Raw genomic sequence first — 14,048 nt, 5'->3', positions numbered from 1 at the left:
ACTTCCGTGGGTCAATTCCCTGCTCTGAGTTTTTTCAGCACCGCCTGAAAATAATCGGGCAATTCGCTGTCAAACTCCATATATTCCTTGGTCGCAGGGTGTATAAAACCAATTTTCTTTGCGTGGAGGCACTGCCCCTCGATTCCCTTTACAGCTTTGCCGTAAACATCGTCGCCGTAGACAGGGTGACCGATATAGGCGGAATGTACTCTTATCTGGTGGGTTCGACCTGTTTCAAGGCGGAATTTCACCAGTGAACACTGCCCGAACTCCTCCAGCACCTCATAATGGGTAACTGCGTGTTTGGAGTTTTGCTCTGTCACGCACATTTTCTTTCTGTCATATTTGCTTCTGCCGATAGGTGCGTCCACAGTGCCGGTAGGAGTCTTTAGGCGACCGCCTGTGAGTACAGCTTCATACTCTCTTGTAAAGCTATGCTCTTTTATCTGAGCCGCAAGAAAGTTATGTGCGCTGTCGGTCTTGGCAACGATCAGCAGACCGCTTGTATTTTTGTCTATCCTATGAACTATCCCAGGGCGAATGACGCCGTTTATTGAAGAAAGCCTGCCCTGACAATGATAAAGCAATGCGTTCACCAAAGTGCCATCGGGATTGCCTGCGGCAGGGTGCACCACCATGCCTTTAGGTTTATTCACCACGAGCAGCTCGCTGTCCTCATAGACTATTTCCACGGGGATATCCTGTGGCTTGACGTCAAGCTCCACGGGGTCAGAAATAATTATCTCAACGCTGTCACCATTATGCAGCTTATAATTTTTCGATACTTTTTTGCCTCCAACTGTGACGCCACCGTCCTCGATAAGCTTCTGCACAGCAGAACGTGTAAGACCTGTATCCTGCGCTGACAAAAATCTGTCGATACGCTCGCCTGTTTGCTCAGCAGTGGCAATAAAATCAAGCTTTGTCATTTTCGTCTTTGACCTTTATATCGTCACGAATGGGCTTTTTCTTTTCGTCAAGAAAGCAAAAACAGATGACGAACAGAATTCCGCCGATAACGATACAGATATCCGCAAAGTTGAAGATAGGGAAATTGATAGGCTCGAACTTGATATAGTCCACAACTTCTTTTACCCTTATTCTGTCGATAAGGTTGCCGATACCGCCTGCAAGCACCATAGCCAGCGACACAAGCTCCAGCTTTGAGCCTTTGCGTATCTTATACATATAGATCACCGCCACGATCAGTACGACAACAGGCAGACCGATAAGAAACCAGGTCTTTCCTGACATCATGCTCCATGCTGCACCAGTATTCCTTATATGCGTCAGGCTGAACACCTTAAAGCTGCCGAACTTTATGACCTCCACAGGCTGACCATTCAACGGCAGGTTATTTGTCACGGCGAGCTTTATGAGCTGGTCGGCGGCAACGAGAACTGCCATGATAACAAGCGAAATTACAAACATCTATTCCCTACTCCATTTATGAACAGTAAGGCTCTGCGGAAAACAGAGCCTTGATATTAATTATTTTTTCCAAATTTAAGCTCAGCAGGAGCTGTCTTTGGTATAACAGGGTCGAAAGAACCAGTGTTAAGTATCTTCTCAACGTGCTCACTGTCAGTAACAGGTGCAGATTCAGCCTCAACAGTTTCCTCCGGCTCAGCTGTTTCCTCTGCCTGCTCCTCTACAGCTTCCTGAGTTTCCTCGACTGTTTCTTCTTCCTCATACTCCTCTGCTGTATCCTCGGCAGGCTCGGACGCAGGAATTTCCATAATAAGTCTTATCTGCTTGTTATAAAGCTGAGTAAGGTCAGCCTTGAACTGAGTTACCTCAGCCTTGAGGTTTTCAAACTTAGCAAGCTCCTCGTCATAAGCGGCTCTTACTTCATTTATCTTCTTTTCTGTTATCTCGGTATTAGTTCTGATAAGCTCAGCGCACTTTTCCTTATGTTCCTTAACTATTCTCTCACACTCAGAGGCACTCTGCTCTGCGAGTCTTACCTGCTCTGTTTTGGCAGATTCGATCATATCGTGAGCTTGAGTTTTGGCCTCAGTAAGTATCTTATTTGACTCTTTCTGAGCCACGACAAGAGCCTGCTGGATAGCCTCCTCGTCCTCTCTGTACTCGTTTATCTTCTCAACGAGCTTGATTATCTTAGCTTCGGTATCCTGATTTGCCTTTACTACTTCGGCATAATCCTCGGCTACCTGCCCGAGAAATTCTTTTACGTCTTCTTTTGAATAACCGTTTTTCTCGGTATCAAAAGTTTTTCCTTTAATATTATTTGGATTTAACATACTAGGACCTCCGTGATCTTTACACAAATTTATTTAAAGTTATATGTATTCTGTCTTTTTTAGTTGTGCCGTCAACTGAAAGCAGCTTGAATTTTCCGTATCCTCTCACTGAAAATGTACAGCCCTCTTCAAGAGGTATTTTCGGTGAATTTTTCGGCATATGGTCTATTTCGATGCCCACGTTTTTTATAAGCTGTGCTGACTTTTCTCGTGATATCCTTGCTGCAAGACTTAAGATACAATCTGCACGCATGGAAGCCACAGTACCGCTTATTTCCTGAGTTTTCTGCTCAATATGTATACTGCCGTCATAGCCCTCCTGTAGCTTTACTCCTGCTCTGCCGACCTTCGTCAGGGCGCTTGTAACCTCGCCTGCCACAGAAGAACGCAGGAACACCGCTGACTTTCCCTCTCCCACAAGAATGTCGCCAACGCTGTCTCTTTTTATTCTTAGTCCCATAAGCGAGCCTAGGATATCTCTGTGAGTTATTTTATCCTCTTTGCGATACAGCAGTGTAATTGCAGTGATAGGAAAATCCTCACTTTCTGCCTCGCCATATTCAGGATAGACGCACAGCATACGCCTTGCGGCGTTTTCATATCCGCCCCAAAGCCTATAATTCTCATATTTCACAGACGCCATGAGTTTTTCGCACAGCAGGCACTGCCTTTCATCGAGAAACGCAGAAAATTTTGTTATATACTTTTCATCAGCCGCCATTATCCAATCGGACACTCTGTCTAACAGACGGATATCGTCCTCAGACAGGTCGGGCAAAAACTGATATTTAGCACGAGCCATTTTTAGAAGCTATAGCCGTTATTTTCAAGCTCGCTCATAAGGTCAACTCCTGAGAAGCCAACGTTTCTAGGCATGATAGCGAAAGTTTTCTGAGCCATCATCTTGATGTCTGCACCATTTGCATACGCAACGCCTGAGATAAAGTCAAGTATTCTCTTTGCGTCCTCGCTCTTTACAGTTTCCAGGTTAAGAAGAACTGTCTTTCCCTCATTTATATCGCCGCCGATAGACTTGACCTCTGAAAAATCGTTTGGTCTTGCAAGAACTATCTGCAAAGTCGTGGTTTGCTCCATTCTTACCGGACGTGCGTTATTGCCATATGCACCTGTGTTCTTTGGTGCTTCGTTGTATTCTGTTTTATTCTCATACATCGGCTGCTGATACATTGCGTCCTCCTGCTCAAGTTCATCTTCGCCTACAAAGAGATTTTTTAATTTCTGCATTGCACCCATTTTTAATCCTCCAAATATTTTCTAGCTCCGAAAAGCTTTGTTCCGATCCTCACCAAATTTGAGCCATGCTTTATGGCAAGCTCATAGTCCCCAGACATTCCCATTGAGAGAATATCCATAGACACGTTCGGTATATCCTTTTCCTTTACACTAAGAAAGATACCGTGCATTTTTTCAAAAACGTCCTCCCCTGAGCCAACAGGAGGGATAGCCATAAGTCCCTTTACGGAAACGTTAGGCAGCTGCGCTGTCTGTCTTACAAGCTCCTCAGCCATTTCAGCGGAAACGCCGCTTTTAGTAGCCTCGTCGCCTATATTTATTTCCACAAGGACGTTCATAGTTTTATTATTCTTCACTGCAAGCCTGCTTATCTCATGAGCAAGCTTCAGGTTATCGACAGACTGTATCAGAGTAACGTCATTGATTATATATTTCACCTTATTGGTCTGCAAATGTCCGATAAACTGCACTTCTGCACTTTTATCGTAAGCTTCCTTCTTGGAAAGAAACTCCTGCACCCTGTTTTCGCCCAGCAGCTTAAAGCCCTGAGCCACAGCGAAATTCACCTTTTCAGGCGGCACTGTCTTTGTGACAGCCATTATCCTGACTTCTTCGTCAGGCTTACGCCATTTTGCTTTGGCGTTCTCTACATTATAACATATTTCCTTACAGTTTTCAAGAACCTCCGGAAAATAATTATCCTGAGGTGACAGCGTTGCTGTCTGATCTACTTTGCTGCACATCTTCATCTGATACCACCTCTAACAAAATTTGATCGTAAAGCAGCAGATAATCCTCGTTTGAGGTATTTTCAGAGAGCACATAATCATCGCCCTCATAAATAACATTGATCTTCTTAAAGGTAACGTCCTTGCCGAGTATCACATAAACGCCCTTCTGATCGCCCTGAAAACGTATCGCACTTCTTGGAACTTTAAGACCCTGATACTCGTCGAAGATAAGCTCCGCAGACTGCACTCTTGACTCAACAAGAGCTTCGTCAAGTCTGTCACAGGAAAGCACGACGACCACTTTGTTCTCATCGTCCTCGCAAGGCTTAACAGACTCCACCTTAACGTCATAGATGTTTTTTGTGGTACTGAGCGTCATTCTAAGCCATGCGCCCTCTGTTATCCTTTTATCGTTTTCCATGATCCCTGCTATCCTGCATGAATAGTCGGAAAACATTTTGCCAATGGCGTTCGGTGCGTCCTTACTAGGCTGGTCGATGACCTTTTGGATATCCTTGTCAGTGAGCTGGGAAGCGTTCTCCATAGTAAGCTCGCTCTCATAGCCGTCTGCATAGGAAACAAAATAGCCTGTTTCGTCAGCAGTGATCGTTTTTCCTGAGCCTGAGGTCTGTTCCTCCAGTTCCTTTACTTTCGCCTGAAGCTGGCTTATCCTTTCGTCATAGCTCTGCTCGGTCTTTGTGACGATATTATAAATATTCATCACAAGGGACATATCCTCTCTTGTTTTTGCAAACTCAGAGAAATTATCCTGAGAAGAATATGAGAGAAGCTCCTTATATTCCTTATCTATCTTGCTTTTGAGCGTTTCAGGCTGAACATAATTCGTTGTACCCGGATTTTGTGCTCTTTCAAGGGCGGCTATCTCGCTTTCAAGTATCTTTATCTTGTTTTTCGCTGTAACAGCGTCCTCAGAAGAATAAACTGACGCTATGGTATTGCCAACAGATATTTTACTGCCGTCGGAATAGGTATAATCCAAAACTCCGCCGCCGTCATAGGTGACCACCTTTTCATCTCTGATTATAACGCCCTTAAAAGCAATATCCTCATTGATAGTAACAAGCACAGCTTCCTCGGTATCATGACGCTCTGTAAGTGCACTGTATATCTGACTGCCGATAGTTGTGATTATCAGCACAGAAAGCAGACCGGTAAGTATTTTAACGGTCAGAGAATTCATTTTTTACTGCCCTCTTAAATATCTGAATTGCCTGCGGCGTCAAGAACGTTGATATATCTTGACGGAACGATAGTTGAGATAGCATGCTTATAAACTATGTTCTGCTTGCCCTCGCAATCGAGAACTACAACATAGCTGTCAAAGCCCTTTACAACGCCTTTGAACTGGTAGCCGTTCATAAGGATAAAAGTAGACGCTATCTTGTCTTTTCTGATCTGGTTGAGTATAACGTCCTGAAGATTAAGATTCTTATTCATAAATAACACTCCTAAAAATTTTTACAGCAATGTATTGCTTTTTTACTATAAAATCTTTCAAATTATATTATATCACATAATTTCCGATTTGGCTATAATATTTTTGATATTTTCTATAATTTTTTGAAAACTATCAAATTTATCTGTTTCCACCCACTGAATTCCGTCAACTCGTCTAAACCAAGTAAGCTGTCTTTTGGCATAATGACGGCTTTCCTGTTTGATTTTGTCGAGGCATTCACAAAGCTCAGCTTTGCCTTCAAAATACGGCACGAGCTCCTTATAGCCTATCGCCTGATAAGCTGTAGCAGGGGTAAAGCTGTCATAAAAAACTCTGCACTCCTCTATAAGCCCGTTTTCCACCATTATGTCAACACGGCGGTTTATATGGTCATAGAGATACTGTCTGTCGGAAGCTGTAAGACCGATAATGCAGGCGTTATATGGCGACTTCTCACGACGGCTGTTCACCTTATGCTGTGAAAGCGGTATACCTGTAGTTTCAAAGACTTCAAGTCCTCGTATGACCCTTGGCAGGTTGTTCTCATGGACTTTCTCCGCAGTTTCGGGATCGACCTCTCTGAGCCTTTCCCACAAAGCGTGACCGCCCAGCGTCTTGGCTTCCTCCTCAAGACGTTTTCTGACTGAACCGTCCGTTTCGGTATCGTCAAAGATTACGTTGTTCACAAGTGAGCTTATATATAGTCCTGTTCCCCCGCAGAGAATAGGAACTTTGCCACGGCTGTGTATCTCTCTGATACGCTCACCTGCGAGCTTCACATAGTCTGCCACGGAAAAAGCCTGCTCAGGCTCGAGAAAATCTACAAGATAATGTGGCACGCCCTGCATTTCCTCTTTGGTAGGCTTTGCAGTGGCGATGCTCAGACCCTTATATATCTGCATAGAGTCTGCGGAAACTATCTCACCGTCATATATCTTTGCAAGCTCCACTGCGCAGGCGGTCTTTCCACTGGCGGTAGGCCCTGCAATGACAAGGAGAGGTATTTTATTTTCCATAGCTTTCGCCTCCTGCATTTTTTATAGAACTCGTCTGAACTGCTTTTCGATATCTCTTTTGGTGAGGGTTATCATAACAGGTCTGCCATGAGGGCAATATCTGATATTTTCCTGACCATAAACGGCGTTCACTAGCGCCTGCAATTCTATTCCGCTGTTGGTATCGTTCGCCTTTATTGCCGCTTTGCAGGCGATAGAATGGTATAGGTCGTCAAACAGCTCTATTTGCGGATTGAGTTTATTCTCGATAAAATTCTTTGCAAGTTCGCTGATTATATCAGCAGGGTTATCGTCACCAAGAATGATAGGCACGCCCTTTACTGCAACAGTTGGCGCAACGTCAGGCTCTATCTCAAAGCCAAGCTGTGACACCTTATCGAGGTTTGCGGTGAGAGCGTCATACTCGTCATAGGAAAGCAACACCATGATAGGTTCTAGGAACATTTGCGTTTCAAGCTGTTCGGCATCGCTTTTTATCCTCTCGAAAATATATCTCTCATGGGCGGCATGCTTATCCATAAGTATCATTTCGTCCCCCACCTGTGCCACAACATAGGTCTTGAAAAGCTCGCCCACCACAACAGGCTTCGGCTTTTCAGGCTCTTTCTCCTCCACGATAACGGAAACAGGCTTTTTCTTTGTGAAGCTTTGAGCGTCGATAAACTTGAAAGCTTCTCCGCTCTGCTCCTCCGGCTCTTCGGGGAGAGGTATCTCGCTTATCGCCTTGTTTATCTCCTCCACTGTCACCTTATGGGGCTTCGGCTCAGGGCCTGAAAGCTCTGTGACAGCTGTTTCTTTCTTTGCAGGCTGTTCAAGGCTTGCAAGGAACATATCGTCACTGCCGCTGAGTTTTTCTTTCTCCTCAGGCGTAATGCTCCTGCTCTCGACTGTTTTAAGCGTTGGTGCAGGTGTTTGATAGCTGTACGAATTATCGTACTGCTTCTCTGCCTGCGGTATCGGTGCAGGCGTTTCAGTCTTTTGCACGGCAGGCTTTTGACTATTATCCTCCATGGCGAATTTAAGCTGAACGCTGTTATCTTTTTTAGGTATATCAAAAAGTTCTCTGTCGGTGAAATTCCGTCTATTTTCAAGGTGCATCTCATTAGGTCTGTCATTCTTCATAAGGGAATTTTTCACCGCAAAGAACACAGCCTCGTGCATAAGCTTTTCGTCTGAAAAACGCACTTCTATTTTAGTAGGGTGGACGTTCACATCTATGGTATTCGGTGGGATATCGATATAAAGCACGCAAGCCGGGAATTTTCCCGTCATAAGAAGATTTCTGTAGGCTTCTTCAAGTGCCGCCGCACAAGCCCTTGACTTCACATATCTTTTATTTACAAAGAAATTCTGAAAACGTCTGTTAGGCTTTGCAGACAGAGGCTTCACAGTGAAGCCTGTTATGTGCATACCCTGCCATGTATAGTCAACTTCAAGCATGGAGTTTGCAAAATCTCTGCCATAAACTGAATAAACTGCGGAATATATCTTGCCGTCCCCTGCTGTCAATATCTCAACTTTATTATCCCTGATGAACTTGAATGATATCTCAGGGTGTGAAAGGGTAAGCTTTGTAACAAGGTCTGCGGCAAAATTGCCCTCTGAAACGTCCTTTTTCAGAAACTTTAGTCTTGCAGGGACATTATAGAAAATATCCCTCACAACGAATGTTGTGCCGTCAGGACAGCCGCACTCCTCGCAGGTCTTTTCCACTGCGCCCTCGATAACATAATGCGTGCCGTAATCCTCCTCGGGACGTTTCGTAAGCACGTCTACCTTGGATACTGCACAGATAGAAGCAAGTGCTTCACCTCTGAAGCCGAGGGTCATAATACTGTCAAGGTCATTTTTTACTGATATCTTACTTGTTGCATGACGAAGAAAGGCTATAGGCAGATCATCTTTTGAGATACCTTTGCCGTTATCCGTCACTCTTATATAGGTGCGGCCACCGTTTTTTATCTCAACTGTTATGACGTTCGCACCTGCGTCTATTGCGTTTTCAAGAAGTTCCTTTATTATTGAAGCAGGTCTGTCTATTACCTCGCCTGCCGCAATAAGCTCGGAAACTTCCTTGCTCAGAACTTTTATTTCTGACATTTTTCTATCCTTTTCTATGGCTCTTTCCAAAAGCCGCCTGTATGAAAATTCTCCTTGCCTGTCGGTTTTGCTGTCAAGCGGAACATGACACAGCCGTCAGGACAGACGATAGTTTTTGTATATTTGCTGTCGCCACCTATCTTAGTGAGATCTCCCCCACTGCGGACAGCTTCCATAATGGGATAAAGCATCATCATTGTTTTACTGCAAATGCCATAGCCGTCCTTATTCACAGGACAGCCATAGGTGCAGAAATATTTATCCCCTATCTCCTCGCCGTTTCGGCAATATCTTTCCGTATGGTCGCCACGGAGAAAGCCCGTGACCTCTATTTCAAACTCATATTCCTCGTCATACCACTTTTTCATAACACTCACCTAAACATATTTCAGCAAGTCTTTCACAAAATCTCTAAGCTCGCTGTCGGTCATTTCGTCTATGTTGGTTTTTCTAAGTCTGTCAGTAACGATGCTGTCGCTTATTTTGTCAAAGGATATCTGGTCGCTTTCTATCTGCTGAGCGGCAAGTCTTGCCTTTTTGTTTTCCGCTTCAAGCTGTTCGAGAAGCTCTTTGGCTCTGTTTATTATCTTGTTCGGCAGTCCCGCAAGCTTTGCAACTTCTATGCCGTAGCTTTCGTCAACTCCGCCCGGAACTATCTTTCTAAGGAACTTGATACTATCCCCCTGACGCTTTACTGCGACGGAGAAATTTCTCACGCCGTCAAGCTCTTTTTCAAGGCTTATAAGCTCATGATAGTGTGTTGCAAACAGGGTCTTGCAGCCCATTGATCTGTTGGTGGAGATATACTCCGACACTGCCCTTGCAATGGAGATACCGTCAAAGGTTGAAGTACCTCTGCCCACTTCGTCGAGGATAACAAGGCTGTTCTTGGTGGCGTGCTTTACGATATCTGCAACCTCGCTCATTTCCACCATGAAGGTAGACTGACCTGCGGTGAGATCGTCAGACGCACCTATTCTTGTGAAAATCTGGTCGACCACAGATATTTTTGCATAGTCCGCAGGCACAAAACAGCCTATCTGCGCCATAAGGGTGATAAGAGCAACCTGACGCATATATGTTGATTTACCTGACATATTCGGACCTGTGATGACAGCCATTCTGTTGCTTGTAAGATCAAGATATGTGTCGTTAGGCACGAACACCTCGTCTTTTTGCATAAGCTCAACAACGGGGTGTCTGCCGTTTTTGATATCAATAATGCCGTCAATGGCTATCTCAGGCTTTGTATAGTTATTGTTCACCGCCGCAGTTGCAAACGAGCAAAGCACGTCTATCTGAGCCACTGCTGTGGCAGTTTCCTGCACAAGTCTAAGCTGTGTGGCGGCAAAATCTCTTATCTCCGCAAATATTTCCTGCTCAAGAGTAACTATCTTATCGCTTGCACCGAGGATAGTGTTCTCTGCGACTTTAAGCTCGTCCGTGATAAAACGCTCGCAGTTGGCAAGGGTCTGTTTTCTTATATAGTTGTCAGGCACAAGGTCATAGTAAGACTTTGTTACCTCGATATAATATCCGAAAACTCGGTTATAGCCTATTTTCAGATTCTTGATACCAGTTTTTTCTCTTTCACGCTCTGCAATATCATCAATTATACCCTTGCCTCCTGAGATTATATTTCTCAGTCCGTCAAGCTGTTCGTTGAAGCCGTCTTTGATAACGTTGCCGTCCTTGACATTAACAGGCGGTTCGTCAACAATGGCGTTCTCAACAAGGTTTGAGATAGCTTCAAGGGTGGATATTTTATTGTTGCAGTTTGCAAGAAGCTTTGAATCAAAACCTTTGAGAAGCTCCTTTATCTCAGGGAGTTTAAGTGCTGTCAGCGACAGTGATTTAAGATCTCTAGGAGTAGCGGTCTTATACATGACCCTTGTCATGAGTCTTTCAAGGTCATAGACTCCTCCCAGTATCTCCTTTAGCTCTCCAAGTTCAACAGGCTTCATTGTGAGCTGTTCAACAGCGTCAAGTCTGTCGATTATCTTTGCAGGATTGACAAGGGGCTGTTCCAGGAAGGATTTTAGCATACGCTTGCCCATGGAAGTTTTGGTATGGTCAAGCACCCACAGGAGCGAGCCTTTTTTCTCTTTATTTCTGAGAGTTTCTGTAAGCTCCAGATTCCTTCTTGCGGTAAAGCCGATAGTCATGATAGGGTCGGCGTCATGCTTTATTATCTCGGAAAATCTGCCCACCAGTGCTTTCTGTGTATCGTGTATGTATGCAAAAAGTCCGCACACTGCAAATGCTGCAACTGTGTCAGGCTTAACGCCAATAGATTCAAGGCTGTTTGTGGAAAACTGTTTCAGCACCTCTTCTGTATGTATCTCAGGGGAAAAATCGTTCTCCTCCAAAAGCTGAACGCTGGTCTTGAGCTTTTCTCTTATGAAGCTTGAAAGCTCTTTATTTGAAAGAAAAGCGTCATTTATAAGAATCTCCGCAGGTGAAAATCTCGACAGCTCATTTATAGCCGAGCTTGTCATTTCCTTGCCCTCAAACTCAAACAGATGCACCTCGCCTGTGGAAATATCCGCAAGGCACAATGCGCTTTCCTTGGCTCTCATATAAAATGCACAGATATAGTTGTTGGACGTTTCATCAAGCATACTGCTTTCGATAAGCGTGCCGGGGGTGACTACTCTTATGACCTCTCTCGGCACTATGCCCTTGCACATGGCAGGGTCCATGGTCTGCTCGCAGATAGCCACGTTGTAGCCTTTTTCTATAAGCTTTTTCAGATAAACGTCGCAGGCGTGGTGAGGCACACCGCACATAGGCGCTCTTTCCTCTAGTCCGCAGTCACGACCTGTCAAAGTAAGCTCAAGCTCTCTTGACGCAATGATAGCGTCATCAAAGAACATTTCATAAAAATCTCCCAGTCTGTAGAACAGTATATGGTTTTTATATTTGTTCTTTACTTCAAAATACTGCTTCATCATAGGTGACAGCTTTGAAAAATCTATATCTTTGGTTTCCACTCAAACTCACTCCGTTTCATAAATTTATCATACCGCAATATTCTCATGCTTTCAAAATGCGGGCGAACACTGTTCGCCCCTACTTGTTTTTTCGATACGAACACTTTTGGTGTCATATCGCCATAGAAATTATCCGCCCCAGTCCGAAGGTATCTTCGGATTCGGGCAGACGGGGGATAAGCTCCCCCTGACTGTTATTCGTTTTTTGATACTGTCTTAGTGACAGCCGCCGCATGATGCGCAGCTTCCTGAACAGCTATGAGGAGCTTCCTCTGGGCAAGTCATTGGGTCTTCGCCGTTTGCAGCCATTGAGATGATATAGTTTACAGAGCCGAGGAGCTTATCCATAACTTCTTTAGCTTCGTTAAATGCGATCATCTTAGGCATAGCCATGATCTCGTCATAAAGCTCTCTGATCTGAGTGTCAAGTGCTGTCATCTTCTCGCCGTCCTTATCAGGCTTCTGCATCTCAACGCTGAGCTGTGAACGGAGCTGATTGAACTCGCCTATTTTGTTCTGTATCTCAACATCTGTATCATTGATAGAACAAGCCTCCATATAAGCCTTGTATCTCTCGTCTTCCTGAATAGCCTGTCCAAGCTTTCTTGTCATTTCAATTACATCCATGGTAATTCTCCTTTAAATATTATTCAGCTTTCGCTGTTATTTATCTTCAACAAGCTCGCCTCTCAAAGCCCAGTTCATTGCTTTTGTTATGCGAACCTGAATGAATTTACCGATATATTTTTTATCTGCTTTCACCTCGACGATCATATCCTCGTCGCTCTTGCCTGTGAGATAATCAGCGCCAGTTCTGCCCTCACCTGTTGGCAGCACAGTTACAGTTCTTCCCACAAATCTTGAAAGCCACGCTGTTGACACCTCTCTCTGCTCCAAAAGCAGTTCTCTCAGCCACAGACCCTTCTGTTTATCTGAGATGTGATCCTCCATTTCGGCAGCCTTTGTGCCGCTTCGTCTTGAATACACAAAAGAATAGATATTATCGTACTTTACCTTTTTGATAAGCTCCTTAGTTTCGCAGAACTCCTCGTATGTTTCACTGGGAAAGCCAACGATAAGGTCTGTTGTGAATGAAAACTCAGGGTCTTTGCTTCTGGCATAGTCGATTATTTTCAGATAATCCGCCGTGGTATAGCGGCGATTCATAAGCTTTAGTATCCTGTCTGAGCCTGCCTGCACAGGAAGATGCAAATGCTTGCACACCTTTTTGCACTCAAGTATAGCGTCAATAAGCTCATGGCTTGCGTCCTTTGGGTGGCTTGACATAAATCTTATGCGGAAATCGCCCTCTATCTTGTCAAGCTCTCTCAAAAGCTCAGGAAAACCATAACTGTAGGAATTAACGTTCTGACCAAGCAGTGTTATTTCCTTATAGCCGTTTTTCACAAGTGCTCTTACCTCTGCGATAACGGACTCAGGCTTTCTGCTGCGTTCTCTGCCCCTGACGTAAGGCACTATGCAATAGGTGCAGAAATTGTTGCAGCCATACATGATAGGCACGAAGGCTCTTATCTTATCGTCACGGAGCTGTAAAAAGTCCTCGTTTATGTCAACATGATTTTCTGACAGATTGAATATCCTGTCATGCTTTGATATTATCTCCCACAGCATATTATACATATCGTTGTATGCAAAAGTTCCGAAAACAAGATCCACCTGACGGTAGGTCTTTTTTATCTTCTCGGCAACGTGCTTCTGCTGAGCCATACAGCCGCAGATACCTATAATAAGCTCGGGATTGTTTTCTTTGAGATGTTTAAGGTCGCCAAGTTTGCCGAACACCTTGTCCTCGGCATTTTCTCTTACAGCGCAGGTGTTATACAATATAAGCTGAGCCTCGTTCACATCGGATGTGAAGTCATAGCCCACCTTTGAGAGCATACCTTTTATTTTCTCACCGTCGCTGACGTTTTGCTGACAGCCGTATGAATGGATAAGGGCAAGCGGCTTGTGACCGCAAGTTCTTTCGTATTCACCAGACCATTGGAGCAGCTTCTGCGAAGCGGTTTCCTCATTTATTATTTCCGAAAAATTCTCAGTCATTGATATCCTCATTTCATTTCGTACATTCCTTTTAATTATAAATCTTTTAAGGCTTCTTGTCAAGCGTTTTGGGAGCGAAGAGCCAAACAGGTTGTAGTGCTACAATAGATATTGGACAAAATTAAGAAAAAAGAAAAGAGAGATAGGCAAAAATCTGATAAAATAAA

14 protein-coding genes are annotated in these 14,048 nt (G+C 44.3%); all 14 read right to left on the bottom strand.

Annotated features, from left to right (window positions below; translation table 11 throughout):
• Positions 1–11: 11 nt before the first annotated feature.
• Complete coding sequence (locus tag AB5123_RS09260) at positions 12–929, bottom strand: RluA family pseudouridine synthase (protein ID WP_347503131.1); 918 nt, start codon at positions 927–929, stop codon at positions 12–14.
• Positions 916–1,431, bottom strand: coding sequence for a signal peptidase II (lspA, locus tag AB5123_RS09255; protein ID WP_117856576.1), 516 nt, complete (start codon positions 1,429–1,431; stop codon positions 916–918). The genes AB5123_RS09260 and lspA overlap by 14 nt, the downstream gene beginning before the upstream one ends.
• Positions 1,432–1,487: 56 nt before the next feature.
• Positions 1,488–2,264, bottom strand: a complete 777-nt coding sequence (locus AB5123_RS09250; protein WP_117856577.1) for a DivIVA domain-containing protein — start codon at positions 2,262–2,264, stop codon at positions 1,488–1,490.
• Between the two features lie 19 nt (positions 2,265–2,283).
• A complete protein-coding gene (locus AB5123_RS09245; RefSeq protein WP_117856578.1) occupies positions 2,284–3,066 on the bottom strand; it encodes an RNA-binding protein in 783 nt (260 codons plus the stop codon).
• 2 nt (positions 3,067–3,068) lie between these two features.
• Positions 3,069–3,518 (bottom strand): cell division protein SepF, encoded by a 450-nt coding sequence (locus AB5123_RS09240; RefSeq protein ID WP_242989556.1) that lies wholly within the window; start codon positions 3,516–3,518, stop codon positions 3,069–3,071.
• Positions 3,519–3,520: 2 nt separating this feature from the next.
• Entirely contained in the window at positions 3,521–4,267 is a 747-nt protein-coding gene (locus AB5123_RS09235) for a YggS family pyridoxal phosphate-dependent enzyme (RefSeq protein WP_022287368.1), read from the bottom strand.
• Positions 4,215–5,450, bottom strand: coding sequence for an HlyD family efflux transporter periplasmic adaptor subunit (locus AB5123_RS09230; RefSeq protein ID WP_117856579.1), 1,236 nt, complete (start codon positions 5,448–5,450; stop codon positions 4,215–4,217). Before AB5123_RS09230 ends, AB5123_RS09235 begins: the two co-directional genes overlap by 53 nt.
• Before the next feature lie 14 nt (positions 5,451–5,464).
• The gene (gene hfq, locus AB5123_RS09225) at positions 5,465–5,707 is read right to left on the bottom strand and encodes an RNA chaperone Hfq (protein ID WP_022287370.1); all 243 of its coding nucleotides are present in this window, start codon (positions 5,705–5,707) and stop codon (positions 5,465–5,467) included.
• A gap of 72 nt (positions 5,708–5,779) precedes the next feature.
• Entirely contained in the window at positions 5,780–6,724 is a 945-nt protein-coding gene (gene miaA / locus AB5123_RS09220; RefSeq protein WP_337777504.1) for a tRNA (adenosine(37)-N6)-dimethylallyltransferase MiaA, read from the bottom strand.
• Between the two features lie 21 nt (positions 6,725–6,745).
• Positions 6,746–8,824, bottom strand: a complete 2,079-nt coding sequence (gene mutL / locus AB5123_RS09215; RefSeq protein WP_368364727.1) for a DNA mismatch repair endonuclease MutL — start codon at positions 8,822–8,824, stop codon at positions 6,746–6,748.
• A 14-nt stretch (positions 8,825–8,838) separates the two neighbouring features.
• Positions 8,839–9,192 carry a TIGR04076 family protein gene (locus AB5123_RS09210; RefSeq protein WP_256320227.1) on the bottom strand — a complete coding sequence of 118 codons (354 nt, stop codon included), beginning with the start codon at positions 9,190–9,192 and terminating at the stop codon, positions 8,839–8,841.
• A gap of 9 nt (positions 9,193–9,201) precedes the next feature.
• Positions 9,202–11,817 carry a DNA mismatch repair protein MutS gene (gene mutS / locus AB5123_RS09205; RefSeq protein WP_022287373.1) on the bottom strand — a complete coding sequence of 872 codons (2,616 nt, stop codon included), beginning with the start codon at positions 11,815–11,817 and terminating at the stop codon, positions 9,202–9,204.
• A 216-nt stretch (positions 11,818–12,033) separates the two neighbouring features.
• Entirely contained in the window at positions 12,034–12,444 is a 411-nt protein-coding gene (locus AB5123_RS09200) for a YlbF family regulator (protein WP_022287374.1), read from the bottom strand.
• A 36-nt stretch (positions 12,445–12,480) separates the two neighbouring features.
• Positions 12,481–13,881, bottom strand: coding sequence for a tRNA (N6-isopentenyl adenosine(37)-C2)-methylthiotransferase MiaB (miaB, locus tag AB5123_RS09195; RefSeq protein WP_368364726.1), 1,401 nt, complete (start codon positions 13,879–13,881; stop codon positions 12,481–12,483).
• Positions 13,882–14,048: the final 167 nt, after the last annotated feature.

The sequence above is a fragment of the Ruminococcus sp. RTP21204st1_B2_RTP21204_210225 genome (genome assembly GCF_040914135.1).
In the GTDB taxonomy this organism is placed as follows: domain Bacteria; phylum Bacillota; class Clostridia; order Oscillospirales; family Ruminococcaceae; genus Hominimerdicola; species Hominimerdicola aceti.
Note: the sequence above shows the minus strand (reverse complement) of the source record. Positions and strands in the feature narration are given on the sequence as shown.